Consider the following 23,891-nt stretch of genomic DNA (forward strand, 5'->3'; position numbering starts at 1 on the left):
ACCGCGTCGGCACTCGGGAGACACCCTTTCGCCCAACTGCCGGCCCTCCTTTTTGGGTATTGGGAGGGCCGGGCTGCGGCGTTGCGCCCTTTTACGATGCCGCAAGTTCGGCAGCGCTTTTCCCAACGATGGACTCATCAACGGCCTTCATGATGCCGTGCTCCATCAGCATGTCCTCGAGCTCGTCCATGGTGATCGGAGTCGGGATGATGCCTTTGCCGCCATTGTTGTGGACCTTTGCCGCGAGGTTGCGATAGTGATCGGCCTGCTTGGAGTCCGGCGCGTATTCCAACACGGTCATGCGCCGCAGCTCCGCATGCTGCACGATGTTGTCGCGCGGCACGAAATAGATCAGCTCAGTGCCGAGCTTCTTGGCGAGAGCTTCGGCGAGCTCCAGCTCCTTGTCGGTCTGCCGCTCGTTGCAGACGAGGCCACCCAGCCGTACGCCGCCGGAGCTCGCATATTTCAGAATGCCCTTTGAGATGTTGTTGGCGGCATACATGGCCATCATCTCGCCGGACATCACGATGTAGATTTCCTGCGCCTTGTTCTCGCGGATCGGCATCGCAAAGCCGCCGCAGACGACGTCGCCGAGCACGTCATAGGAGACGTAGTCGCGGTCCTCATAGGCGCCGTTCTCCTCCAGGAAGTTGATCGAGGTGATGACGCCGCGGCCTGCGCAGCCGACGCCGGGCTCCGGACCACCCGACTCGACGCAGCGGATGTCCTTGTAGCCGATCTTCATCACGTCCTCGAGTTCGAGGTCCTCGACGCTGCCGGCACTGGCGGCCAGGCTCAGGATCGTATCCTGCGCCTTGGCGTGCAGAATAAGGCGAGTCGAGTCCGCCTTCGGATCGCAGCCCACGATCAGGATCTTGTGACCCATCTCCGCCAGCGCCGCCAGCGTGTTCTGGGACGTGGTCGACTTTCCGATACCACCCTTGCCATAGAACGCGATTTGTCTCAGTGAAGCCATGTTGCTCTCTCCATCAACCGATTTGCCAAAGATTGCGTGCTGTTTGCACGCGAGCTTGTTTCTCTTTCAGAAACGGGGCACACGGGTCCAAGGGTAGGAGAGCATCGCTCGTCTTGCGCGTCGGCGTGCACTCAGCCCTTACTCAGTGTTGCTGCATCCTAGTAGCAACGGCCGTGCCAACGCCGGCCCCGCTGTTTAAGCTTCTGATGATGCACTGCAAAATATGCCAGCTCGCCGATCGCGCTGGATGTTTCGAACCTGACAGCAGCTGCGCGGCTGTGTGCAATCTGACAGCGCTCACAATTTTTTAGGAAACATAGGTCCGATTGCGGCGTATTCGTGCGCCAGAAGGAATTCCCCTGCCGGATGGTTTGAAATGCGACTGCAGCCGAGCCTCTCGGCACGATTTTCAGAAGCGATGTTCCGATCAGCAACGAAGTTCGAGCGGCCTCGTACACCAAAGACAGGTGTTCGCGCTTGATGAAGATGTGATGACCGGTTGGTCTTACCGGTCGCGCTGCAGCACGACATCGAAACCGAGACGTTTCCGATGTCCGCGCGCAGGGATGTCGATTGGCTCGAATTCCACCTGGTGCTGACTACGATCCTCACGAGAGCGACGCATGAGCGGGCACTGATCGGTCATCGAGAGCCTGACTCGGGCGTTCGCGTGCGGCTTCTTCACGACATCGAGGGGGAGATCGCGATCGAGACATTAATGGCTGACCCACATGGCCGCTCCCGGACCGGCTGCCCCGATCTCGTTCCAGGGGCTCCTCGTAGAGAACTGCGCGCATGCCCCTTTTGATGGACGCGCCCGTCATCGTTACCAGGAATTCGATCCTCATCGGTGCGAAAGCGGCAGCGCATCCCGCCATCGGCGGTCTTTTCCACGTCCGGGAACTCGTCACGGCGGCAACGGTGATGCGCTATGACCGCACCGCGAAAGGACCAAGAAGGTCTGCGAATGCGACCCCAGTCACCGCGAAGGGCTCCTTGCCGCCAGGATAATGCCAAACGCCAGCGCCGGATCGGCTGTGATCTGGACGCAGTGATCGGACCCTTCGATCAAGTGCAGGTCGAGTTGCGGAAAGCTGCGAAAAGGCGGCTCGGTGACGTCAGACGCATCGCATCGCACCAGGGCGAGATGGGGAAAACGCCGCCGCAGCTTGGTAAAGGGGCTCCCGCGGCCTTCTGCCGCCGTGATCACTTGTTCAAGTTCGATCAGTTCATTTTCGTCCAGTGCCATGACCGCCTTTATCGCTTGTGTGCGTAAACAGTAGCGTTATCGCCAGAACACCCGGTCGAGATCGGCATTTAGCTCATCTGTCGCTGCGCTCAGCCGCTGATGGACGCTGTGGAATTGCCAAATTCCTCGCGCATGGTCTTTCCAGAACAGCTTCCACAGTCCGCACACGGCGTCATGATGGATCAACGCGACATCGATCACGCCGCCATCCTTGTCGATGTCGCGTGAGCAGGAGGGGCTCTCGATGAGATAGCCCCCCTTAACCGGCTTCACGCTGGGTGAGACATAACGATAGCGTCTGCGGGAGCCTAATGCGCATTCGATCCGCTTGCGATCGACCTCGTTCGGGTGAGCCTTCAAGCCGACGACCGCCCTTTTCATGACCGCAGCATTCATTGTGAAAGCCCCCTTAAAGCCGCGTTCTTTGCGCTTCAGAACAGCCGACCGGCCGCCCGGCAAAAACTCTAGAAGTTAGGTCCCAATGTTCACTTGCGTGTGCGCTCTCAAGCGTACGATCTCGCCGATGCGGCGCAGTGCCTACCAAAGGACCGTCAAGGGCGCCCAGGCGTGAAACAAGGCGCCGTTTATGGGGCCGCCGGCGGATTTGAGCGGGCGCCATTCGAATGTCGAATGAAGGGTCTCGATCACGATGGGGGCCCTTCCCGCAATGGCCGACTGCCGAAATCGGTGTCCGCGTCCACCGACTCAAGTTCCTTGCATTTCATTCCGACGCGGTTGCTGGTTTGAAGAAACTCGACACCGTAGACGTAGAATTGCTGCAGGAACGTCCCGATGGAAACGACGTAACCGACCTCGTCTTTCTTGGCCAGAACGTCCCCGATCTCCTTGCCGGCATAGGTCCCGTCATTGCGGACGGTGCGGTTGGCCTTCACCTTTTCACCAAGGTTGAAGACCGGCGGTCCATCCAGCTCTATGACGTCACTGTCGCGGACGATGTTGCTCATGCATCACTCCGTCGTAAGCTTGACCGGGCCGCATTCTGCGAGCGCTCTGGCCGCCGTGGCCGCGATTGCCGGGATGAAGCGGGCGATTTCTCTTCAGCTACCGTCAACGTGAACTCCATGAAGCTTACGCTCGTTCAGGCCGGCGGCTGATAGCGCGGCAATGAGGTGTCGATGACGCAGGTCTTGTCGACCGGGCAGACCGCGACGCATTGCGGCTCCTCGAAGTGACCGATGCATTCGGTACATTTCTTCGGGTCAATCACAAACGTTCCGCCCTTCTCGAAGATTGCCACGTTGGGACATTCGGTCTCGCAAGCGGAGCAGCCCGTGCATTGCGAAGAAATGATCTTGAGCGGCATCCGATGTCCTCTTCACGCCACCGAAATCATCGGGTCCTGCCGGATCGCTCCGTCACCCCGTTCGACATGCTGGATCTCGCCGCTTTTCACCTTCTCTAGATAAGAGCTGAACCATGCGATCGCGGACGCCTCGATGAACTCGTGCGCGTATTGATCGACCGGCTCGATGCCGGCCCTGTGGAGTTCGCTCGTCGGCCGACCACCGATCCTGGCGACGAACACGGCATGGCAGTCATTGATGGAGCGGATGATGGCCGCAAGGTCATCTCGCGCGCCATAACCGCCCTGGCAGTAGTGATCGACGCGGCGGTGACCGACGAATTTGGCGCCGGATCTCGAAACTTCATACACCTGGAACTCCTTGGCGTGCCCAAAATGCTCATTGATGAGCCCAGCGCCCTTGGTTGCGACCGCGACCAGGACTTTGATGTCGCTTGTCCCGCCTGCATGCTCTCCCGCTTCCTCCTGCCTGGGCACTATTCTGGCGCGGCGTTCGTCCTCGATCCTGGCCTGGTAGGCCTTGCGCGCCTCGAGGTCGTAGTTGACGGTCATGGTCACAATCTTCTCCTTCGTAAACTCCGCGCTTCGATCCTCGCCGAGCAGTCCGACCGCGTCGGCGCGGCATTGGCGGCAATGGCGCATCATGTTCATTTCGCCTTCGCATGCGTCCTGCAGCGCCTTCAATTCGCTTGTCCTCGGCACGCGCTGGCCCTTGAGGCCGAACACGGTGCCGTGCTCGGGGGCTGCGATCAGCGGCGTAATGTTGTGCAGGAACGCGCCGCGCGACTTCACGGCTTTGTTGACCTCAACCAGGTGCCGCTCGTTGATGCCCGGGATCATCACTGAATTGACCTTGCAAAGAATGCCTCGCGCGGAGAGCATTTCGAGGCCTTTGAGCTGACGCCTGGTCAGGATTTTCGCCGCCTCAATCCCGCTGTAACGTTTGTGATTATAGAAGATCCACGGATAGATCTTGGCGCCGATCTTGGGATCGATCATATTGATCGTGATGGTGACGTGCTCGATGTTCAATCGGGCGATGGTGTCGACGTGATCGGGCAAGGCGAGCCCGTTGGTCGATAGACACAGTTTGATGTCGGGCGCGGCTTTGGCCACGAGCTCGAAAGTCCTGAAGGTCTTGTCTGGATTGGCCAGGGGATCGCCGGGACCGGCAATGCCAAGCACGGTCATCTGCGGAATGCTGGAGGCGACCGCGAGCACCTTTTTGGCCGCCTGCTTGGGCGTGAGCTTCTCGCTCGTCACGCCCGGGCGCGATTCATTGGCACAGTCATATTTGCGATTGCAGTAGTTGCACTGCATGTTGCAAGCCGGCGCGACCGCAACGTGCATGCGCGCGTAGTGGTGATGCGCCTCTACGCTGTAGCAGGGATGCTTTTTCACCTTTTCCCAGATCGCCGGCGGCAGATCGCCTTGGCCCCCGTGTGCCCCGCAGCTCGCTTTGCCACCGCCGACCGAGTTGCCGCAGCTCTTGGGCTTGGCGGCCAGCATGGTCTCGCCGCCATTTCGTGCATTTCCAGCGCTGTTGCCGCGCTCCACTGCGTCCATGTCCAGTTCTTTCTCCAAGCCAAACAGGCTTCCCGGAGCCACTCCTGAGCGAGCCTTTGAAGGTGGGTTAGCAACTCACATGCCATCGCGGCAGGCGACGGATTTTCTGATCTCCGCCAATCAGTTAGTCAGAGCGATCTGCGCTGTTGCGCAGCCGACAGCGAGCATACGGCGTGTTCGAAATGCGACAGACGTTGGGATCCCGGGAGCGATCACGGCACCTGTCCATCGACGCTCCTCCTCAGCGGCACCGGCACCTTTCACCGTGATCGGACGGCCGCCGCGGCTGGACCGAGCGTGTGGGCTTCGCTTTGCCAGCGTCTCTAATTGGCCAGCAAGATCTCCACGGCGCGCGGGATCGCAATCGCAAGCGGGGTCAAGCCCTGGTCGAGCAGGAATCTCAGCTCGTTTCGCGAGAGCGCATCCGGCTCGACAATGGCATAATGAACGTCTGCCGAGCGCTTCGTGATCTGCCGCGCATAAATGCGCAGCAGCTGATCGTCGAACCGACAGCCGATGAAAAGAAAGCTCCGTCCAATCCGCCGCTCCCTCACGATCTCCGGAATCGGCGTCTGGATATCGATCTCGGTCAGAACCTCGACATAGTCAGCGTCAGAGATCAGGAAGTTTCTTGCCGGCAGCACGCCGCCATGCGGCTTGTAGAGAACCGTGGTCCAGGCGCCGGCGGCGAGGGAATCGACCTCTTTGCCATCGGCATCATAGAAACGATACCAGCGGACCTCGCCGACCCCAGCGCGGGTGATGCCCTGGACTTCACCCCATCCGTCGCGCTTGCCAAGTGCTGCGCGCATTGCGCTGTCATACCAACTATCGACGATCATCGGTAAGCGTAGGGCAGCGAGATGACGATGCAGGGCCGTCGGCTCGACCGGTGCGGAAAACGCCTGGGCCATCAATCCCGTCACCGTGGATCGATGCTTGTTGCTCTCGATATGCTGTGCTGCAGCCCAGGCATTGCCGCGGGCCCGGCGCGGCAGCGCGACCTTGGTGCCGAAGAAGATCGCCAGCGCATCAGGTGTCAGTGGCACGTCAGGCTTGGACAACTCGGCAAGGCCGGGACCGAGATAGGGAACAATGCTGCCGGCACGCAGTCTGGCCGCAACATCGGCGAGCCGAGCCTCAGCGTCCGTCCCCTTGAGGAAGTTGATTTGCGCATTACGTTCATCGTTCATCGCCGTCCCTGCCAAGCCTTTTGGCATTGATCGTGATCGGCAGCGGCGTATCGCTCGCCAGTTCGGGCAAATAGAGCACCCATCCATTCGTTAATCTGATCCAACCGCCCCACAGCGTCTCGTGCTCGGATTCGACGATCCGCTCTTCAATATCTTTCTTCGGCACGTATATCGACAAGCCCGCATCGGGAGAGCGGCGGATCATGATTTTCATGAGATCAACTCCAGAAATTACGGATTGCTACCGGGATTGGCGAGCTCTCGGGACATGCCACGCAGACGAGCCAGGATGTCGGACAGCACACACACGACCCGGTTGATCTCTTCAGCGGTGGTTTCATGGGACAGCGAAAAGCGAACCGCGCCGCGCAGGCTGCTCGCCGGCACATGCATGGCGCGAAGTACATGCGATGGCTCCATCGCGCCTGAGCTACAGGCCGACCCGAGTGACGCGGCAATGCCGGCGCGATTGAGGTGATGGACGATCGCTTCGCCTTCGAGACCCTCGAAGGCGATATTAGTTGTGTTCGACAGCCGGTTACAGTGGTCGCCAAGAACCGCGCAGTGACCGCTCTGTAAGATCGACTGCTCCAGACGATCGCGCAGCGCAACAACACGAGCGTGCGCTCGGTCGAGCCGCTCTGCAGCAAGCTCTGCCGCTTTTCCGAGGCCGACGATGCCTGGGATGTTCTCGGTTCCGCCGCGGCGCCGGCGTTCTTGTCTTCCGCCCCAGATCAGCGGCCGGAATGTCGTGCCTTTGCGCAAATAAAGCGCGCCGATCCCCTTGGGTCCGTGCAGCTTGTGCCCCGACATCGACAGCATGTCGATGTCGCTGACCTTCAGGTCGATAGGTACCCTGCCGACGGCCTGCACGGCATCGCTATGAAACAGCGCGCCGGAGGCGCGCGTCCATCCGGCCAGACGTTCCACCGGGAAGATGGTGCCAGTCTCGTTGTTGGCCCACATCACCGATGCAATCGCCGTACGTGGTCCAAGCGCCGAGCGAAACGCCTCAAGATCGAGCCGGCCGCGCGAGTCCACCGCGATCAGATGAACCTTGACACCGCTTCTGGCTAACTGTTCGACCAGCGCCAGGATCGCCTGATGCTCGACCGAGGTGGTGACGATCTCGTCCCGGCCCTCCTGTGTCGCAAGCGCCGAGACAATGGCGGCGTTGTTGGACTCCGTCGCGCCAGAAGTAAAGACGATCTCATCATCATGGGCAGCCCCTACTAGCGCCTGGACGCTGCGGCGGGCCTGCCGCATGGCGCCCGCGACCTGCTTGCCAAAGGCATGGGCTGAGGAGGCATTGCCGAAGTGCTCGGCGAAAAACGGCAACATGGCTTGCACGACCGACGGGTCCGTGCGGGTCGTCGCATTGTTGTCGAGATAAACCGCCACTGAAACTTTGCTCAATATGGCGCCGTGGGCGCGCCGGCAACCGGGATCAGGCGAACGAATTCGCCGAGCTTTTCGATCAGCCGCGTCTGAATGCCCTCCAGGGTCGCGCTTGACAACTTGCAGAGCACACAGGCCCCGGTCAGCTTCACCATGATCTTGGTGCCGTCGATCGCAACCAGCTGACAGTCACCACCGTCGCGTTTCAGATTGGGGCGGATCTCCTCGATCACAGCGCGAATCACTTGCTCCCGGTCCACCTCGGCGGCCGTCGTTTGCTTCAGTTGCTTGGATTCGGCCAGCATGCTTGGGACCCTGTCATCAGCTGAAAGATTTGCCGCACGAGCAGTTCGCGTTGGCGTTCGGGTTGTCGAAGGTGAAGCCGGAGCCCTCCTGCGCCAGCACGAAATCGATGGTGGTGCCGGCGAGATATTTGTGGCTGTCGTTGTCGACGAACAACTTGACCCCGTCGCGCTCGATCACGGTATCGTCGGACGTCGTCTCATTGGCCAAGCCCATGATGTATTTGAACCCGGCACAGCCGCCGGACTCGACCGTAATGCGCAAACCGCTTGCTCCCGATGTTGAAATCACGCCCCTGACTGCATTCAGTGCGTTATCTGTCAAGTTGATCATGGTTCACCCTTTCACCCGCGTGGCTCGGCTGACTGTAAGTTGGCAATTCGCATGCCAGCGCACACGCGCCTGATAGGGCTTCAGTTTTTCAGTTCCCGCCTGTTGGCTTTGCGACCCGTGTCGTCTTCCTGACGATGCCGTTTTCGGGATCGAATCGCGCTCGTTTCGTTTCTTTCAGGTGTTTACGCAGATGAAACGCAGTGCGGGGCTCGGCAAGCAATTTGCAGTCCGTGTTGCGCCGGTCGAGGACCGGTGATGAGCTTGGATCGAGGACAATTTTCATGACTGCAATCGAGAGCACCGCGCTCGGCCGACTGGACAAGGAGGGGCGACTTCTCAACGCCGTTCTCAAGGGGAATACGACCAAGCCGGGCCGATTCGGTTTTCGTGGCGATATCGCGTTGAAGTTCCAGGCCCAGCTCGCCGACGAGAAGCGGCCGCCGGACTATTCAATCGAGCAGGTGCTGACGGTCGTGCAGGAGGGCGAAAGCACAATCCCGGTGCTGGCCGGCTATCTGCATTCATTGGCCTATCTCACCGAAGTCGGCAGCGTTCTGGACGGCGCGCTGAGGCCCGATGGGCGCTACTTCATCTTCTGCAACAATATAGATCTGTTGGCGAAATACCGGACCAAGGTCGGCGACATCACCTTTCACATCCTCCCGTGCGATGAATCGACCGTCTGGAAAGAGATGATGGACCTGGCTGGCCTCGATAAGATCGACTTCAAGAAGTTCGATGCGGGCGGCAAGCTGGACTATCTCCTCGACGCAGCCGTGGCTCTCGATGCCTCCTATGAGGAGATCCCTTACGAAGACGGGCTGAAGCGGATGGGGCCCGTGAAGAACCGCAATCAGAACCGACCGGTCTGAACGCTGACCTTGGGTCTCGTCAAAGCGGCCTCCTCGACAAGTCGCGCTGTCAGCAGATGTCGCCGTCCATTTCCATCGGAGTGATGAGCGCGAGCCGCTTGCGTTACGACGCGATCAACGCGGCGGCCGCGCGACGCCCGAAGCCGATCCGCGGCGATTCGATCCGGCAGATGCCGTTGCGACCAGGAACTTCTTGCGTTGGAATTCAAATTGACGGCGACCCCACCCTTGTGGTGCAACAAACAGCTTCCCCCATTACACCACAAGGACGACCGAGGTCCCGCGGCTGTGGTCCTCGTCAACGATCACGAGATGAAACCCATGCGCCTAGCGCACTGAGCGCTTTCGGAGCAAGAACCGACGTGGATGCTTCTGGCTTTCTGCGCGATGTGGGTTTCCAAACAGGTTCGCGACTCTGCAACAAGCCGTTCGTTGCTTTGGGACAGAACTCACGCTGAACGGTCCTACGATCGTTGGCAGCAAGAGAGCGAAGGCATCTGTCAATTGGCGCGGCTCTTGCTCAGGCGGTCAACGCAATCATCCAGCGCAACTGCTTTGTCGGCAGCGTTTGCAGAAGCGAGGACACTTCTCTTCGAGGTCTGAATGTCTTTAGGAACTGATCACCAGGGTCGACTGTTCGCGATCATCCTCGGCACCAATGAGATTGCGTCCGCAATCGCCGTTCAGCTATCGCGCGGCGGGACTTGCGTCCTGCTATCGCACGATCCAGATCCGCCTGTGATCCGGCGCAGGATGGCGTTCCATGACGCGCTGTTCGCCGGGACGGCACAGGTCGAAGATATTGTGGGTGAACGCCTCGACGACGCCATGCAGGTGCTCAGGGCGATCCGCGGGGACGACAGCAGGCGAAGACGGGTCATCCTCTCCCGTCTCGGCCTTGTCGATCTCCTTCCGATCCGCCGCATTGATGTGCTGATCGACGCGCGTCTGCAGAAGCGCCAGATCAGGCCCGACCTGCGGCGGCTCGCGGGACTGACCATAGGTCTGGGCCCAGGCTTCTCCACGAGGTCAAATTGCGATGTCGCGATCGAAACCCGGCCCGGCAGGATCGGCCTGGTCCAGCGAGACGGCTGGACGGATGCGGCTGACGGAATTGCGAGCCGGCTCGGTGATCTCGGCGCCGAACGTTTTGTTTATTCCAGCTTTGTTGGTACCTGGCGAACTTCAGTCGCAATTGGAACGCATGTCGAGAAGGATCTCGTGCTCGGCCATCTTTCCGGCGTGCCCGTCATGGCGCCGCGCGATGGCGTATTGCGCGGCATCATCCGTGACGGGACCGAGGTTCCTTGCGGCGTCAAGCTGCTCGAGATCGACCCGCGCGGTGTGCTGGCGCAATGGACTGGTATCGACGACCGCGGCCGGGCAATCGCCAACGCGACGTTAAGTGCGGTCCTTCGAGGTGCGGCGCAACGGTTTGGCCTGGTCGTTGAACCGGAGATGTCGGGACACGCGTGACGCGCCGCCGCAACAGTCGCCTGGAACGCGTCACTTTGCCTTTTGGACAATGTCGCCCCCGCAGCGGGCAGGCTGAGCTAACATGGGACAGTAACATTGCAGACCTCAATCCTCAGAAGGCATTACGATGCCCGCCTGCCTTGGTACACCATCTATCCAACGGTACCGGAGTTCTCCGCGGCGGTCGGCCCCAAGGATTGTGAGGAATGGTTGCGGCGCCTGCCGACCGACGACGCCGTGTCGCTCTACATCAACGTTCCGTTTTGCCGGTCGATCTGCTGGTATTGCGGCTTTCCGAGGACCAGGACTGGCCGGGATGCGCCGATCCTCAATTATCTGGCGGTCCTGCATGATGAAACCCGTCTGGTCGCGGCGCAAGCGCCGCCTGCGCTGCCCGTGAGCGACGTGCATTTCGGCGGCGGAACCCCGACCCTCATCCCGCCATCCGAGTTCCTGGCCCTGATCGAAGTCCTGCGCCGCCGCTTCACCTTCAGGGATGGGGCTACGGTCGCTGTCGAGATCGACCCGCGCACCTTCACGATCGAAATGGCTGAAACGCTTGGAGCCGCCGGCGTCAACCGCGCAAGCCTGGGTGTGCAGAGCTTCGACCCCGTCGTTCAAAGGGCCATCAACCGGGTTCAGAGTGAAGCAGAGACGGCTGGTGCCGTCGAAAATCTTCGCGGGAATGGAATAACCCACATCAACTTCGACCTTATTTATGGTCTGCCAAATCAGACAGTGCAGTCCTGCGTCCGGACCGCGGAGACGGTGGTGGCGATGCGCCCCGACCGCCTTGCAGTGTTCGGTTACGCGCATGTTCCCTCCTACAAGAAAAATCAGCGCCTGATAGAGGAGGCCCTGCTGCCGGACACGATTGCCCGTGCCGAGCAGGCTGCGGCAGTGGCCGACACGCTAGTTGCTGCCGGCTACCGCCAAATCGGGCTGGACCATTTCGCCTTGCCGGACGACGAACTCGCGCTGGCGCAGAAAACCGGTCGCTTGCGACGCAACTCGTTGGGGTACTCGGCTGATACGTGTCAAACCGTTATCGGCCTCGGCGCCTCGGCCATCGGCCGTGTCGGCCACGGCTATGTCCTGAACGAGGTTGCAACGGCTTCCTACACGCGGCACATCCGCGCTGGCCGTCTGGCGACGTCAAAGGGCTATCCTCTCTGCAAGGAAGACCGCGTCCGGGCCGCGATCATCGAGCGGCTGATGTGCGACCTGGAGGCTGATGTTCCGGCAATCTGTGCGGCCGTTGGATTTGATCCTATCCCCCTGCTCGGTTCAGCTGAACGCTTGCAAATGCTCGCCGAGGACGGGGTCGTGGATATCGAAAGGGGCTTCATCCGCGTGAGGCAGGAGTACCGCTTCTTGCTCCGCACTGTCGCTGCCGCATTCGACGCATATCTCGACCGCTCACCCTACTAATCCAATGCGGATGACGTTGGTGGAAGGCAACCACCGGGAAGGGTCGGCGGGAAGGGTTGCCTGATGCAAGTGGGCTGCCTTGAAATTCGGCTGTGTCATCAATCCGGCGAGACTAGCGATCATCGCCCTGCGCTCTGGCGGCTCGACTTCGCCTTGCTCCCGCTTACGCGTTCGCCGGTGACTTACACGCGCCGCGCTGACGCCAAATCGCTCCGCCGCGTGCCGACCTGAAACACCGCTCCCAATTCAGACAAGCACCCGTTCGCGAAGATCCATCGACAACACTTTCGCTATGCCCGCGGGCTTCCCACCCCGGCGGCGAGCCTTCATCATCAAACCGCCGATCCGGACATCCCCAGCAACTCAGCCAGATGGACTAGAGCATTTTTCGATCCGGCGGAATCGGAGGGATTCCCTTCTGGGGCAAATCGTGATTCTTCCCTGAGGGCTGGTGATGGAGGCCAGCCCCCATGGCTAAACCCCTTTCGCCAGACCTTCGCCTTCGCATTATTCGGGCCGTGGAAGATGAGGGCATGAGCTGTCGGGGCGCTGCCGGCCGGTTCGGCGTGGCGCCGTCAACAGCGATCGAACTGGTCAGCGAGTGGCGAAGCACCGGCAGCTGTGAGGCGGGAGCACAAGGCGGAGACCGGCGTTCGGCCCGGATCGAGCGTCATGCTGCAGAGATCCTCTCCCTGGTCGGGGCCTCGCCTGACATGACGCTGGCCGAGATCGCCGACCATCTCTTCAAAGTCCACGGCGAGCGTTTCGTGCCGAGCGTGGTCTGGCGGTTCTTCGATCGCCGCAACATCACCTTCAAAAAAACATCGCACGCCAGCGAGCAGGATCGGCCCGAAGTGGCCGCTGAACGCGCGGCATGGAAGGCATCTCAGCCTGAGATCGACATCCACCGGCTGGTGTTCATCGACGAGACGGGAGCCTCGACCAAGATGGCGCGGCTTTATGGCCGTTCACCCTACGGCCAGCGCTGTGTCGCAGCGATCCCACACGGCCATTGGAAGACGACGACCTTCGTCGGCGCGCTCAGGACGACCGGCATGACTGCGCCAATGGTCCTCGACGGTCCCATGAATGGTTTGGCGTTCGAGGCTTACTTGAACCAAGTTCTCGTACCGACGCTAAAGCCGGGCGACATCGTGGTGATGGACAATCTCGCATCACACAAGCGGGCCGAGGTCGGCATCGCAATCGAGGCGGCTGGTGCCCGGCTCCTCTATCTGCCGCCTTATTCCCCCGACCTCAATCCGATCGAAATGGCCTTCGCCAAGCTCAAAGCAGCCCTTCGAAAGGCGGCGGCCAGATCAATCGAGACCTTGTTCCACGCTATCGCCGCAGCCGTTGCCGCCTTCACCGCCCAACAGTGTCTAAACTTCTTCGCCGCAGCCGGTTATGATCGCGCCTGATCAGAATCTGCTCTAGCGCTCACAACCAGCGCAAAAGCTGTCCCTCTGGTGAGATGCGCAGGTACGCGAAGCTCAGTTTGAACAGACGATCCGACAGCATAGCAGCACGGCGTTTGTGGTTCCGCTGAGCGAACCCAGCGATCTCGTCTCAAACGACCGAGATCTCAAATGCAATGATGCCGACGGCTAGCCTGCCGCCGAAATATGGCCGAACTCGGTGGCCTGCCTCTCGAACAGCCCACGATAGATGCCGCCGGGCCGCTTGGTCAGGGCAACATGCGTGCCCTGCTCGACGATATCGCCGCGATCAAACACCAGGATGCGATCGAGGCTGCGCACCGTCGACAGGCGGTGTGCGATCACGATCGAGGTGCGGCCCTTCATCAGCCGCTCCATCGCCTGCTGGATTAGCGCCTCCGATTCCGAATCTAGGCTCGAGGTCGCCTCGTCCAAGATCAGCACCGGTGCGTCCGCCAGGAAGGCTCGCGCCAGCGCCACGCGCTGCCGCTCGCCGCCCGAGAGCTTGACGCCCCGCTCGCCAACCAGCGTGCCGTAGCCCCTCGGCAGCCGCAGGATGAATTCGTGCGCGTTTGCGAGCCGCGCCGCCTGCTCGATCGCCTCGAGGCTGGCGCCAGGCTGGCCATAGGCGATGTTCTCGGCGAGCGAGCGGTGAAACAGGATCGGGTCCTGCTGCACGATGGCGATCTGGCTGCGCAGCGATTGCTGCGTGGCCAGCGCGATGTCCTGGCCGTCGATCAGAACGCGACCATCGGAGACTTCGTAGAGCCGCTGCACCAGCTTGACGAAGGTCGTCTTGCCAGCGCCGGAGCGGCCGACGAGACCGACCCGCTCGCCGGCGCGGATCGTCACCGACAGCCTGTCATAGAGCGGCGCGATATGGCCGCCATAGTGGAACGTGACGTCGTCGAACACGATCTCGCCGCCCTCGATCGCGATGGGTCGCGCGCCTGCAGCATCGGCGATGCCGATCGGCTCGTCGTGGACCGCCACCAGCTCCTCCATGTCGTTGACCGAGCGCTGGAGGTTGTTGATGTGCATGCCCACGTCACGCAAATATCCGTGGATGACGTAGTAGCTGGTCAGCACATAGGTGACGTCGCCGGGCGAGGCGTTCCCCGCCATCCACAGCAGGACCGAGCCGCCGATCACCGAGCCGCGCAGGCACAACAGCAGCGAGAGTTGCAACAGGGCAGTGCAATTGTGGCGTAGCCAGGCCCGCCGCACGCGCACGCGCCAGCGGTTGATGACGCGGGCGAGCCGCGCATCCTCACGCGCTTCCGCGCCGAACGACTTCACCACCGCGTTGCAAGTCAGCGCATCTGCCAGCGTGCCTCCGACCTTGGTGTCCCAAGCATTGGAGATGCGCGCGGCCGGCGCGATGTAGCGCATCGAGAACAGCACCGTCATCGTGACATAGGCGAGCGTGCCGAGCGCGATCACGAGGCCGAGCGAGGCCCAATGCACGCCGAGCAGGATTGTCGATCCGATCAGCACCAGCGCTGAAGGCGCCAGCGCCGTCAGGATGGTATTGTTCAACAGGTCGAGCGCCCACATGCCGCGGGTGATCTTGCGCACCGTGGAGCCCGCAAAGGAGTTGGCGTGCCAATCGGTCGAGAAGCGCTGCACGCGGGTGAACGCATCCTGCGCCACGTCAGACATGATCTTCAGCGTGAACGTCACGATCGCCTGCAGGCCGATCAATCGCAGCACCATCGACGCTGCGCCCAGCGCAACGATGGCGCCGAATGCGACCAATGTCGCATGGCGCGCGTCGGGATCGGACGGGCCGCGCGTCAGCCCATCGATCAGGTGCCCCGAGAACACCGGCATGAAAAGATCGGCGAGGGTCGCACCTAGTAGTCCGCCGCCCACGACAAGGGTACACCCCGGCTGCTTCAGCCAGTGCCGGAACACGAAGGGCAACACGACCCGCATCGCGGTAGGAGGTTTATCAGCTGGAGCGGTCATAGCGCAATCTGGCCAATCTCACCGCGCAAGCCTGCTCTATCTGAATTATCCGCAGCGTCGCAAAGGCGCGACGGATCACCTGTCCTCGGCTGGCGACCCTTCGCCGAGCGAAGCGCTAGACGCCGACAGCAGCAGTTGGTTGGACCTGGAAGCCCGGTATTCCCAGACGACCGGGAACACCCCGCCTCTTCCACCATACGGCTTCGGCCTTTTCTCATGCATAGCGTCATGCTCGCGGGAAGACCTTTCCTTCGAGGGATCGCAGTCATCGGAAAGCAGGGCGTCGCGCGCCTGCTCGGCGATCGCAACCGACCATCCATCATGGCTTTCCGTGATGAAGAGATCCCGCTTGGAGTAAACCTCGTCGTTGCAGACGGCCAGTCAACATGTCCATCAGGTTCGTTCGCGCGCACAGATCTCAATTGCATTACGATTTCCCAGGCGCATGACATGCGCAGCGTCATGACCATACGATTGCCATGTGTCCGCCGTATCCATCAATTGCTAAGGTTGGTAGTTGACCGGTGCGCAATGCGTTGCTGCGGGTGCACGTAACGCGCTTGTTACGAGCTCTGAGCACGTCCTGGCGTCGAGACGAACCTTGGGCATCCTGATTGGCGCCGCCTCGTCGGCGGCAAGTTTGCGGACAGTCATGTGCTCGATCATGCGTCGACGGACAGAACTGACCTGCGCCATCGAAACACCTCTTCTGAGGGTTACAGCCTGAAAGTCCTCAACCCTCTCAGACAAGAGGCGACCGTGCAAATTCTCCTCGCATGTCACAATGCGTGCGCTTCTCATTCTCGCATCGATTGCATCAGGGTACGATGTCGGATTCCTGACGGAGGGCTTGCGAGGCGTTGCGATACCTTGCGCGCCTTTTTGGATTTCCCGGTCAAGCGGCACATTCCATTCGGCAAGCAATTTGCATCGCATATCGCGCCACCGAAATGGCAGGCATTTGTCTTAGCTAGAGGGACCATTCTCATGACTGCAGCCAAGCACGACGCCACCAAGCCGCTGGAGATCGAGGCGCTCCTCCTCATCACTCGATGCGAAGGTGCGACCGCAACGCCGCGCGACTTCGAAGTTCACGGCGCGTTGAATTCGACTTTCCATCACGAACGAGACACGGTCACTGGACTATTCAGCCAAGACGCGAACAGCGACGGTCGCCAGCGCACCCCATTTGCGTTGCTGGCGTGGTCCCTTCTCAGGCGTCTCGCCGATCTATGCCTGTCATGGGAGCCAATTCATCCTCTCCATCTCATACTCTAAAGCGCATCGTCAGGCGGCCAGCTAAATCGCCGCCCGTCCTGAGCTATCCTCTCGGATTCGAGCATAGGAGGATGCCGAACTCCTAAGCCGTCCTGCAACTTCCAGCTTTGCGGGACTAACATGGCAGCGAGCTTGGATCGGTCTAGACTGGCGGAGGTAACCAGATTGACCGATTCCAGGAAGGCCCGCACGGGGCTCCGCCGTGCGGGCCTTTTCGTTCTCAACTGTAGCCGGCGTCGTTCGCGAGCGGCGGTATGGCCACGTCGCCGAAAAGAATGACCTCCCAATTCGAATTCGCACACCCAAGCGGCCGGTTGCGGCGTGCCAACAGCCGGCGCCGTCGCAAGTCGCCCGTTACGTTCCGAACCGACGTAACTTTGGCTAGTGTTGAACATCATCCAACGCAAGGGCCAGAAGGACATTCGGACCGTCAAGGGCTGGATCGGCCGCTCCTTTGCGGCGGCTCCAAGATTCGGCTCACCGCCGCTTGCATTTGACCTTCTCGCTCACGAATAGCACACGATCGAGAGGCAACCTGGTGTCGGCAATGCTTGTGCGGGTCACTCGCGCCACACGTGCGCAATGAAGACCCATAGTCGCTACGAATGGCGCGCTGCATCGTCGCTTGCGCCAATGGCACATCCAGCGGCCACGCGATACAATGAGATCCTCAGCTCTTCTACCGCTCGTCTGCTGAGTCCTGCGCCATGGGGATACCAGGAACCTGACGGCAGCATTCCGTCGTCGATCTCGCAAGAACGTGGATAGGCCTGCGTTTCGGTCAACTACCAATCTTCGCAATTGTTCGAGCTGATCGGGCATGTCAAACGACCGGAAAATGAGACGTCGTGCAGGTCAAACGTGATCTCGTTGTTTTCGCGTGAAACGCGCAGCAACGGGTCCATTCGCAGCGGCACTTGATAACGCTGCATGTGCCGTCCGATTCTGCGACTTACTCATTCGCGTCCCAGCCCAAAAGGCTGGTTTTTCGAACAGATGCGTTTTCAGGAGAATGACAGCATGACCAAGATATCCTCGATCGACAGTATCATTCCGCAAGCCGATATCGCAAAGCGCGCGGCGCGGATCGGCGCTGAAATCAGGAACATCAAGCTGTCGGGCGATTTGCCGGCGGAGACGATTACCGCGATCAACAGCCTGCTGCTCGAGCACAAGGTTCTCTTCTTTCGCGATCAGGGCCATCTCGACAACGCAGAGCAGGAGCGCGTTGCCCTTCGCTTCGGAACGCTTATGGCGTATCCGATACTCGCTGTCATCGAGGGAACGGTATCGATGATCGAGCTTGATTCCGCGCGCCCCCCTCGCCGAGCCGACCTCTGGCACAGCGACGGGACCTTCTTCGAGGCTTATCCTAAAATCGCGGTCCTGCGAGGCGTTGTGATCCCACAATTTGGCGGCGATACGATCTGGTCAAACACCGCGACCGCCTATCTGGACCTCTCCGCGCCGCTGCAACGGCTTGCCGACGAACTCTGGGCGGTTCACAGCAATGCGTTCGACTTCTCCGTCATGGCCAACAGCGAGGCCGACAAAAAGCATCTCGACGAGGTGTTCACCAGGACGGTCTATGAGACCGAGCATCCCGTCGTGCGTGTCCATCCCGAAACCGGAGAACGCGCGCTGGTGCTCGGCGACGTGGTGCAACGCTTGGTTGGCATCCCGAAATATGACGGCCAGAGGCTATTCACCCTTTTCCAATCCCATATCACCGCGCCCGAAAACACCGTGCGGTGGAGTTGGAAGGTGGGCGATGTGGCGATCTGGGACAACCGCGCCACGCAACATTATGCGGTCAGGGATTACGGCGACCAGCGTCGTGTCGTTCGCCGTGCCACCGTCGCTGGCGAGGTGCCCGTCAGCACCGATGGTCGATTGAGCTCGACGCGCATAAAGGCCGCCAAGGAGCCGACCGCGTAGGTCGCTTAAGGCTCCCCAGAGACGTCAAAAGATCCCGCCGACGCAGCCTCTTCCGCTCGTTTGCTCTTACAGCATCCACGAGCGTGGTCCGCTGTCGGTATTGAACAATGTCCAGTTCCGGCGCCTTGAGCGATGATATCTCCTCCGACCGCGATCTCCCCTTGCTCATGGACGTCCATGACGGGCTTACCGGCGCAGCAGCTTCCGGACGTTGCGAGTAAGCTCCGGGCCGATCTGGTCGGCGCACAATCTATCAAGGCTAGCAACGAGGAGGGGAAACTCACGTCGCATGCGGGCGTGGCTATGTCGGTTCGAACTCGCTCGACTGCGGCTCCGGTCTTCAGCGCTCGATCTACTCTGACGCAAACCGGGCTTGCCATCGCCGTATCCTTTGCGGCGAGTCTCTGCAGTTCGGCGTTGGCTGGAGTTGAGAATGCATCAGACACCAGGAACGAGATGCCGGATGAGGCTCCTGGAAAACACCTTCAAAATCAGAGGGGCGCGGCCACCCGAAGCCGTCAGCTCAAGCGAACAAGGCATCTCGATGGCAGCCCGGCGCCGGCACAACCGACCAATATCCCTGACTCAAGGCACGATCGTCCAGACAAAGTTGCTGAGGCCAGGACCCCAAAGAAGATCGACCCGTTCGCGAAGTTCGATAACCTGCGTGAAAAAGGCATTTGGCTCAATATACCTGGTCCTTCGGATACGATCGATCAGGACAAGGGCGGGGTTAGATCTGCGCTGGCAGACATCGGGATCGGCTATGTAGGCTGGACACAAAACAGCTTGATAGACAATCGCCTGCCAAATGCATCTAAAAGCACCATCTTCAATCAGCGGTATGTTGGCGAGAGTCCGACATTCGGTACGGTCAATTTCATGATCGTGACCTACGATCTCACCCGATTTGGAATTCCCGATGGTCAGATGACCGTGGGAGCCGAGCAACAACATTGGACCTGGAAGCCCGCCGGGCCCGATAGAGTAGGGATCAATACAATTGCCTATTACCAGACGTTTTTCGACAGGAAGTTCGAACTCAAAATGGGTTACCTCAGAAATCATGACGAGTTCTTGGGAATGAATCCGTTTGGCCCTACGCCGATCATCTTATCCCAAGCCGGAATGAGCAACGATTCCGCACCGACGCCGGCTCTCAACGTGAAGTACAATTTTGATGATCGCCTCTACACCAAGTTTTCGATCCAGCGCTCGGTCAGTCCGGATGGTCAATTGGCGCAGATGACCGAAAATCCCACCGGCTTGGACTGGCGCACGGCCAACGCCGGCATTCTATTGCTTGATGAAACTGGATTTAAGAACAAGGCGGCTCCGGGATCGCCCGAGACCTGGTTGCGGGCTGGAATCGGTTTCAATGACAGCCGCTATCTGCACTTGGCATATCCGCTCCAACCGAGAGCCAACGCGAACAGCGCCTACTACATGGCCGCGGACCGGCAGTTCTGGCAATCTGATGCCCAAGGTTCGCCAGCTCGGGGGATCTATGGTGGGTTCTCCGCCATGTACGCTCCGTCTGACGTCAATAAGGTCAGCCGCTATCTCGAGCTTCGTCTTTATGCGAAAGGACTATTCAGCAGCCGGCCAGGTGATCAGATTGCCATTGCTGCCGCCAATATCGCTTGGAGCCACTTTGCAGTCGATGCGGCCCTGGCTAAAGGCGATCTCGTCCATCGCGATAGTACGGCGATCTGGGGAAGATACACTGCGCGGCTGGCGCCAGGCGTTTATGCAACCCTGGGCCTGCTATACATTAATCATCCGACAACCATTACATACACACGCCAAACCGGACATGCCCTGAACGTCTTGGTGTCGACATCAGTATTCTTCTAAATCCGTTGCTGGATTCTGCCGCGAGTACCACGCCGGAAGCAGCCGCCGAGTTCTAAGCGCGACGGCGCAAGAACTCTGCCGTTGCCCGGGCACCGCGAGGTTCGGTCCGAACATCGGGGGGATCCGCTACTCTATGAGGCGAGACGAGGACCACGGCGGCAATGCCGTTCACGCCGCGCGCGGAGATCTCCATTGTCCCATTCGCTTAGCAAGCGCTTCGTTGAGGTAAGTCCTCGCCGGTCCTTTCGCCCGCCCGTTGATCACTCCAACCTGGAGTGAGCGCACCTTTACGGACCGGGCATCAGGTCTCCGTCAGAGGAGACGGGCATGTTCCTGTGTTCACATGCTCGTCGACGCGGCCCAGCTATTGTCCGAGGCCGGCGCCAAGTTGCGCCACCGAACACGCAGCGTGAAGCTGCGGTCGCCGGAATTCTCTCAACCGCACCTTCGCACCAAGTCTCCTTGCTGCACAGCCGACGGAGGCGGCCGTCAAGCCCCTTCTGCCGCGGCGGGCACGTGAGTCTGGCAGTTGGCCGGACAGACCCGGGCGCAGGCGCCGCAACCGATGCAGGCGCCCTCATCATTCATCACCATGATCTTTTTCTCGATCTCATCGTCCTCGTCGCTGCCAAGGTCGACAAGATCGCCCTCCTCGTTGATCCCCTTTAATGTAATGACATGGCGACCACAGACCTTGAAGCAGCGTCCGCATCCGATGCATTTGCCGGGATCGATCGCTACGAGATAATCGGGCATCCAATCGCGGCCGTCGCGTGTTGCAAATGACATGCTTGATACCCTTACGCCCTTTCCTGCGCCTTGAGATCCTCGCGCTTTTTCTCGAGTTCGGCAAACGCATCATGTGTTCTTTGCGCCACCGCCATGATCGAGGTCCAGTTGAGCGGCAGCTCCTCTGACAGGTCGTGCAGATCCATCTTGGCCTGCGTCGCCTTGGCCGACAGCTTCTTGATGTCTGCCTTCAGCGTTTCAAGTTCGCTCATGTCCCGCCCTCAATAATTCGCCGCGTCCGGAAATTTCCGGATCATGCCGATCCCGTCTGCGACATACTTTTCGCCCTCGGCGGCGAGCTTCGCAAGATTTTCGAACCCGAAGCGATGCACATCGCGCAGCTGCTTATTGACGACGATCAGGCGGCCTGCGATCAGCACCATGCGGCCAAAGCCTTCATGATGCATCTTCAGCATCGGCTGGATCATCACGCCGGTCGCCTTCTCGATCGAGAGCGCGACCGCGTTGAAGAACAGCTCCAGGCGCCACACCGTGTCTGGATCTGGATCGCCTACGATCGGCAGCGCGTGCCGTTTCTCCTTGTCCAAGACATAGGGTTCGAGCAAGTTGAGATCGCTTTTGCCCTCCCAAGCCCCATGGCTGTCCTCAGCGCGCCAGATCTTGATCAGCTGCTTGACGAACGGGGCATCAAGAGCAGTATCGGGTTGCCCCACTTCGGCGGCCTCAGTCATGTGATCCTCATTCCTCGAAATCGAACGTGCGCTCCTTGGCCTTCGCCAGGGCCTTCCGGATCCAGGGGGGCGGCGTGCCCTTCAGCATCCGTTGGAGCTTTTCGAGCAGCGCCAGGATGTTCTCGGGCTTGCCCACCTTGATGGGGTGTATTTTGTTCGCCACCACCCGCGCCGCACCGGAGCCGCCGATGGCAACGACGTAGAGGATGGCGCAATCCCTGATCGCCTCGATCTTAGGCGCGAGCTTATCCTCGTTGCCGTCTTCCCTGAGATCGCCGTCGAACTGCACCGCCTTCAGAAAGACGTGCCCGTCCGGCCCGACGTCATAGATGACAATGTATTTGGCCCAGCCGAAATGGGCATCGACGCGCCTCAAATCCTGGGTAGCGAATGCGACTTTCATGCAACCGAACTCTCTGTTGCGTCGACGAAGCTGCGGCCGGACCTGAGAGGCGGCATCGAGGTCCGCCAGCTATCGGGCTGAGGCTGATGATTTTCCTCGCGGTCAGCGATGAGGAGGTTGGCGATATGGAAGATCAGATCGCGCGTGCCGCGATAGCCAACGGACAGCTGGTGTCCTGCGCCAACCCGGTCAAACATCGGAAATCCCGCGCGATGAAACGGAATCTTCAGCCGTGCCGCCGCTTGGCGGCCGTGCGAATGCGTGATCAGCAGATCGCAGTTCTGTCTCCGAGCTCGCTCTTCCAGATCCTCGAGATCGCCGATCAGCACCTCCTTGGTTCTTATCCGCTCCAGCACCGACGACTGGGTGGTCGTGACGGCCGCCGTGACCTGCGCGCCCATGTCGTGCAGCATGCTGGACAGGTCGAACAGGAGGTCAGGCTCTGCACCGATCGCGAGCTTACGGCCGCCGATATGGAAATGGGCGTCCAGCATCGCATCGGCGAGTTGACCGCGCTGGCGCCGGTATTTGGTTGGTACTGGGCGGCCGCTGATCTCGGTCAGGAAAGCGATGAATTCATCGTTGGGGATGAGGCCGCACAATCGCTCAAACAGGCGAAACGGCACCCCGGCCCTGGTCTGCATGGCTTCTGCCGCCCGCCGCATCTGCGCACCGATGGCAATGGTCCAGCCGGACTGGCCCATGCTGGCAATTTCCTCAATGCCGATTCCGCCGATGGTCGTTGACGTAAACTCCTTAGGGATATGCCCGTCCAGCGATCCCGCAAGGTCAGGCAGGAAGCTTGGCTTTAGACCGAAATCCTCCAGAATCGTCCTGACCTCATCGAGGTCGGCGGGCGTCAGGTGACATCCGGGAAGGACATTCACCCGCGCGGGATCGCGCTCTGCCTCGATCGTCGGCGCCCTTACGAGCACCTCGACCATGCGCGCCACTGTCTTTTCCCAGCCGTCCTGAAACGCATCCTTGAAATCAGGCGTTGAGACATGGACCAAAGGAAATGTGGCGAGTTGCGGATGCTTCTTGCGGATCAGCTTGATGTAGCCGTCGATGTCGTCGCCGTTCGTTTCCGTTACCCCGGTCGAGCAGATCCCGATGATCTCCGGCTTGGATCGATTGTGGATGTTGAGGATGGCTTGCTCGATATTTTCATAGCCGCCGAGCACGGTTGTCACCTCGCTCATCGCGGTGGTCTGCAGCGGGACCGCCTCCTTGAAATGCCGGACGAACAACGTGAGGCCAAAGGATGTGCAGCCTTGCGAGCCGTGGAGAACCGGCATCGCTCCGCGCAGGCCCATGAACGCGAATGCGCCGCCGATGGGCTGGCTCATCTTCAGCGGGTTGACCGTGCAGGCCTTGCATGGCGTGCTGACAATAGCCATTGG

Annotated in this window: 25 protein-coding genes and 1 pseudogene; 7 read left to right on the forward strand and 19 right to left on the reverse strand. The window is 60.3% G+C overall.

Translation table 11 applies throughout. From position 1 onward, the window contains the following. Nucleotides 1-91: 91 nt before the first annotated feature. From nifH to ACP2YP_RS34500, 12 genes are all read right to left on the reverse strand, one after another. Nucleotides 92-976 (reverse strand): nitrogenase iron protein, encoded by an 885-nt coding sequence (gene nifH, locus ACP2YP_RS34445; protein WP_426420713.1) that lies wholly within the window; start codon nucleotides 974-976, stop codon nucleotides 92-94. A gap of 979 nt (nucleotides 977-1,955) precedes the next feature. Then, complete coding sequence (locus tag ACP2YP_RS34450) at nucleotides 1,956-2,225, reverse strand: hypothetical protein (protein WP_426420715.1); 270 nt, start codon at nucleotides 2,223-2,225, stop codon at nucleotides 1,956-1,958. A gap of 36 nt (nucleotides 2,226-2,261) precedes the next feature. Further along, a complete protein-coding gene (locus ACP2YP_RS34455; RefSeq protein ID WP_426420717.1) occupies nucleotides 2,262-2,621 on the reverse strand; it encodes a DUF3024 domain-containing protein in 360 nt (119 codons plus the stop codon). 248 nt (nucleotides 2,622-2,869) lie between these two features. Further along, on the reverse strand, nucleotides 2,870-3,190 hold the full coding sequence (locus tag ACP2YP_RS34460) for a nitrogen fixation protein NifZ (RefSeq protein ID WP_426420719.1): 321 nt from the start codon (nucleotides 3,188-3,190) through the stop codon (nucleotides 2,870-2,872). Nucleotides 3,191-3,324: 134 nt separating this feature from the next. Beyond that, a complete protein-coding gene (locus ACP2YP_RS34465) occupies nucleotides 3,325-3,549 on the reverse strand; it encodes a 4Fe-4S binding protein (RefSeq protein ID WP_426420721.1) in 225 nt (74 codons plus the stop codon). Nucleotides 3,550-3,561: 12 nt separating this feature from the next. Continuing rightward, complete coding sequence (gene nifB / locus ACP2YP_RS34470; protein WP_426426373.1) at nucleotides 3,562-5,058, reverse strand: nitrogenase cofactor biosynthesis protein NifB; 1,497 nt, start codon at nucleotides 5,056-5,058, stop codon at nucleotides 3,562-3,564. Between the two features lie 380 nt (nucleotides 5,059-5,438). Beyond that, nucleotides 5,439-6,308 (reverse strand): SIR2 family NAD-dependent protein deacylase, encoded by an 870-nt coding sequence (locus tag ACP2YP_RS34475; RefSeq protein WP_426420723.1) that lies wholly within the window; start codon nucleotides 6,306-6,308, stop codon nucleotides 5,439-5,441. Further along, a complete protein-coding gene (gene nifT / locus ACP2YP_RS34480; protein ID WP_426420725.1) occupies nucleotides 6,298-6,522 on the reverse strand; it encodes a putative nitrogen fixation protein NifT in 225 nt (74 codons plus the stop codon). Before nifT ends, ACP2YP_RS34475 begins: the two co-directional genes overlap by 11 nt. 17 nt (nucleotides 6,523-6,539) lie before the next feature. Further along, nucleotides 6,540-7,724, reverse strand: a complete 1,185-nt coding sequence (gene nifS, locus ACP2YP_RS34485) for a cysteine desulfurase NifS (protein ID WP_426420727.1) — start codon at nucleotides 7,722-7,724, stop codon at nucleotides 6,540-6,542. Further along, a complete protein-coding gene (locus ACP2YP_RS34490; RefSeq protein WP_426420729.1) occupies nucleotides 7,721-8,011 on the reverse strand; it encodes a NifU family protein in 291 nt (96 codons plus the stop codon). Before ACP2YP_RS34490 ends, nifS begins: the two co-directional genes overlap by 4 nt. 16 nt (nucleotides 8,012-8,027) lie before the next feature. Then, a complete protein-coding gene (locus tag ACP2YP_RS34495) occupies nucleotides 8,028-8,342 on the reverse strand; it encodes a HesB/IscA family protein (protein WP_426420731.1) in 315 nt (104 codons plus the stop codon). Nucleotides 8,343-8,430: 88 nt separating this feature from the next. Beyond that, entirely contained in the window at nucleotides 8,431-8,625 is a 195-nt protein-coding gene (locus tag ACP2YP_RS34500) for a hypothetical protein (RefSeq protein ID WP_426420733.1), read from the reverse strand. On the opposite strand from ACP2YP_RS34500, the gene ACP2YP_RS34505 reads away from it, so the two are divergent. From ACP2YP_RS34505 to hemN, 3 genes are all read left to right on the forward strand, one after another. Continuing rightward, on the forward strand, nucleotides 8,624-9,214 hold the full coding sequence (locus tag ACP2YP_RS34505; protein WP_426420735.1) for a hypothetical protein: 591 nt from the start codon (nucleotides 8,624-8,626) through the stop codon (nucleotides 9,212-9,214). The two genes, ACP2YP_RS34500 and ACP2YP_RS34505, sit on opposite strands and share 2 nt — an antisense overlap. Nucleotides 9,215-9,817: 603 nt before the next feature. After that, nucleotides 9,818-10,690 carry a xanthine dehydrogenase gene (locus tag ACP2YP_RS34510; protein ID WP_426420737.1) on the forward strand — a complete coding sequence of 291 codons (873 nt, stop codon included), beginning with the start codon at nucleotides 9,818-9,820 and terminating at the stop codon, nucleotides 10,688-10,690. Between the two features lie 96 nt (nucleotides 10,691-10,786). Further along, nucleotides 10,787-12,121 (forward strand): oxygen-independent coproporphyrinogen III oxidase, encoded by a 1,335-nt coding sequence (gene hemN / locus ACP2YP_RS34515; RefSeq protein WP_426420739.1) that lies wholly within the window; start codon nucleotides 10,787-10,789, stop codon nucleotides 12,119-12,121. A 138-nt stretch (nucleotides 12,122-12,259) separates the two neighbouring features. On the opposite strand, the pseudogene ACP2YP_RS34520 reads toward hemN, so the two are convergent. Next, a pseudogene (locus tag ACP2YP_RS34520) lies at nucleotides 12,260-12,367 on the reverse strand (IS630 family transposase); the annotation flags it as partial. Nucleotides 12,368-12,591: 224 nt separating this feature from the next. Between ACP2YP_RS34520 and ACP2YP_RS34525 the strand changes: the two are divergent. After that, complete coding sequence (locus ACP2YP_RS34525) at nucleotides 12,592-13,542, forward strand: IS630 family transposase (protein ID WP_426418919.1); 951 nt, start codon at nucleotides 12,592-12,594, stop codon at nucleotides 13,540-13,542. 186 nt (nucleotides 13,543-13,728) lie between these two features. Here ACP2YP_RS34525 and ACP2YP_RS34530 read toward each other — a convergent pair whose 3' ends face one another. Further along, the gene (locus ACP2YP_RS34530) at nucleotides 13,729-15,531 is read right to left on the reverse strand and encodes an ABC transporter ATP-binding protein (RefSeq protein WP_426420741.1); all 1,803 of its coding nucleotides are present in this window, start codon (nucleotides 15,529-15,531) and stop codon (nucleotides 13,729-13,731) included. An 870-nt stretch (nucleotides 15,532-16,401) separates the two neighbouring features. Between ACP2YP_RS34530 and ACP2YP_RS34535 the strand changes: the two genes are divergently transcribed. The 3 genes from ACP2YP_RS34535 to ACP2YP_RS34545 all read left to right on the forward strand — a co-directional run bounded on the left by ACP2YP_RS34535 (nucleotide 16,402) and on the right by ACP2YP_RS34545 (nucleotide 20,604). Further along, a complete protein-coding gene (locus tag ACP2YP_RS34535; protein ID WP_426420743.1) occupies nucleotides 16,402-16,809 on the forward strand; it encodes a hypothetical protein in 408 nt (135 codons plus the stop codon). Between the two features lie 1,020 nt (nucleotides 16,810-17,829). Beyond that, nucleotides 17,830-18,747 (forward strand): TauD/TfdA dioxygenase family protein, encoded by a 918-nt coding sequence (locus tag ACP2YP_RS34540; RefSeq protein WP_426426374.1) that lies wholly within the window; start codon nucleotides 17,830-17,832, stop codon nucleotides 18,745-18,747. Between the two features lie 177 nt (nucleotides 18,748-18,924). Then, nucleotides 18,925-20,604: a carbohydrate porin gene (locus ACP2YP_RS34545; protein ID WP_426420745.1), complete on the forward strand. Its 1,680-nt coding sequence runs from the start codon at nucleotides 18,925-18,927 to the stop codon at nucleotides 20,602-20,604. A 489-nt stretch (nucleotides 20,605-21,093) separates the two neighbouring features. Here ACP2YP_RS34545 and fdxB read toward each other — a convergent pair whose 3' ends face one another. Genes fdxB through nifN form a run of 5 tightly spaced genes read right to left on the reverse strand, consistent with a single transcriptional unit; the run spans nucleotide 21,094 to nucleotide 23,888 of the window. Beyond that, complete coding sequence (fdxB, locus tag ACP2YP_RS34550) at nucleotides 21,094-21,393, reverse strand: ferredoxin III, nif-specific (RefSeq protein WP_426420747.1); 300 nt, start codon at nucleotides 21,391-21,393, stop codon at nucleotides 21,094-21,096. 11 nt (nucleotides 21,394-21,404) lie between these two features. Then, the gene (locus ACP2YP_RS34555; protein ID WP_426420749.1) at nucleotides 21,405-21,605 is read right to left on the reverse strand and encodes a CCE_0567 family metalloprotein; all 201 of its coding nucleotides are present in this window, start codon (nucleotides 21,603-21,605) and stop codon (nucleotides 21,405-21,407) included. A gap of 9 nt (nucleotides 21,606-21,614) precedes the next feature. Beyond that, nucleotides 21,615-22,085: a NifX-associated nitrogen fixation protein gene (locus ACP2YP_RS34560; protein ID WP_426420751.1), complete on the reverse strand. Its 471-nt coding sequence runs from the start codon at nucleotides 22,083-22,085 to the stop codon at nucleotides 21,615-21,617. 7 nt (nucleotides 22,086-22,092) lie between these two features. Then, nucleotides 22,093-22,488 (reverse strand): nitrogen fixation protein NifX, encoded by a 396-nt coding sequence (nifX, locus tag ACP2YP_RS34565; RefSeq protein WP_426420753.1) that lies wholly within the window; start codon nucleotides 22,486-22,488, stop codon nucleotides 22,093-22,095. Beyond that, a complete protein-coding gene (gene nifN, locus ACP2YP_RS34570; RefSeq protein WP_426420755.1) occupies nucleotides 22,485-23,888 on the reverse strand; it encodes a nitrogenase iron-molybdenum cofactor biosynthesis protein NifN in 1,404 nt (467 codons plus the stop codon). The genes nifX and nifN overlap by 4 nt, the downstream gene beginning before the upstream one ends. Between the last annotated feature and the right edge of the window lie 3 nt (nucleotides 23,889-23,891).

This window comes from Bradyrhizobium genosp. A, from assembly GCF_049949275.1.
GTDB lineage: Bacteria > Pseudomonadota > Alphaproteobacteria > Rhizobiales > Xanthobacteraceae > Bradyrhizobium.

Bases quoted from the DNA above. Each gene is read 5' to 3' on its own strand.
- ACP2YP_RS34545 (WP_426420745.1), top strand. From the start codon at position 18,925: ATGACGGGCTTACCGGCGCAGCAGCTTCCGGACGTTGCGAGTAAGCTC.
- ACP2YP_RS34530 (WP_426420741.1), bottom strand. From the start codon at position 15,531: ATGACCGCTCCAGCTGATAAACCTCCTACCGCGATGCGGGTCGTGTTG.
- ACP2YP_RS34495 (WP_426420731.1), bottom strand. From the start codon at position 8,342: ATGATCAACTTGACAGATAACGCACTGAATGCAGTCAGGGGCGTGATT.
- nifN (WP_426420755.1), bottom strand. From the start codon at position 23,888: ATGGCTATTGTCAGCACGCCATGCAAGGCCTGCACGGTCAACCCGCTG.
- ACP2YP_RS34560 (WP_426420751.1), bottom strand. From the start codon at position 22,085: ATGACTGAGGCCGCCGAAGTGGGGCAACCCGATACTGCTCTTGATGCC.
- nifH (WP_426420713.1), bottom strand. From the start codon at position 976: ATGGCTTCACTGAGACAAATCGCGTTCTATGGCAAGGGTGGTATCGGA.
- ACP2YP_RS34455 (WP_426420717.1), bottom strand. From the start codon at position 2,621: ATGAATGCTGCGGTCATGAAAAGGGCGGTCGTCGGCTTGAAGGCTCAC.
- ACP2YP_RS34500 (WP_426420733.1), bottom strand. From the start codon at position 8,625: ATGAAAATTGTCCTCGATCCAAGCTCATCACCGGTCCTCGACCGGCGC.
- ACP2YP_RS34510 (WP_426420737.1), top strand. From the start codon at position 9,818: ATGTCTTTAGGAACTGATCACCAGGGTCGACTGTTCGCGATCATCCTC.
- ACP2YP_RS34450 (WP_426420715.1), bottom strand. From the start codon at position 2,225: ATGGCACTGGACGAAAATGAACTGATCGAACTTGAACAAGTGATCACG.
- ACP2YP_RS34490 (WP_426420729.1), bottom strand. From the start codon at position 8,011: ATGCTGGCCGAATCCAAGCAACTGAAGCAAACGACGGCCGCCGAGGTG.
- ACP2YP_RS34505 (WP_426420735.1), top strand. From the start codon at position 8,624: ATGACTGCAATCGAGAGCACCGCGCTCGGCCGACTGGACAAGGAGGGG.
- ACP2YP_RS34525 (WP_426418919.1), top strand. From the start codon at position 12,592: ATGGCTAAACCCCTTTCGCCAGACCTTCGCCTTCGCATTATTCGGGCC.
- fdxB (WP_426420747.1), bottom strand. From the start codon at position 21,393: ATGTCATTTGCAACACGCGACGGCCGCGATTGGATGCCCGATTATCTC.
- ACP2YP_RS34465 (WP_426420721.1), bottom strand. From the start codon at position 3,549: ATGCCGCTCAAGATCATTTCTTCGCAATGCACGGGCTGCTCCGCTTGC.
- nifT (WP_426420725.1), bottom strand. From the start codon at position 6,522: ATGAAAATCATGATCCGCCGCTCTCCCGATGCGGGCTTGTCGATATAC.
- ACP2YP_RS34475 (WP_426420723.1), bottom strand. From the start codon at position 6,308: ATGAACGATGAACGTAATGCGCAAATCAACTTCCTCAAGGGGACGGAC.
- ACP2YP_RS34555 (WP_426420749.1), bottom strand. From the start codon at position 21,605: ATGAGCGAACTTGAAACGCTGAAGGCAGACATCAAGAAGCTGTCGGCC.
- nifB (WP_426426373.1), bottom strand. From the start codon at position 5,058: ATGCTGGCCGCCAAGCCCAAGAGCTGCGGCAACTCGGTCGGCGGTGGC.
- nifX (WP_426420753.1), bottom strand. From the start codon at position 22,488: ATGAAAGTCGCATTCGCTACCCAGGATTTGAGGCGCGTCGATGCCCAT.
- ACP2YP_RS34540 (WP_426426374.1), top strand. From the start codon at position 17,830: ATGACCAAGATATCCTCGATCGACAGTATCATTCCGCAAGCCGATATC.
- ACP2YP_RS34460 (WP_426420719.1), bottom strand. From the start codon at position 3,190: ATGAGCAACATCGTCCGCGACAGTGACGTCATAGAGCTGGATGGACCG.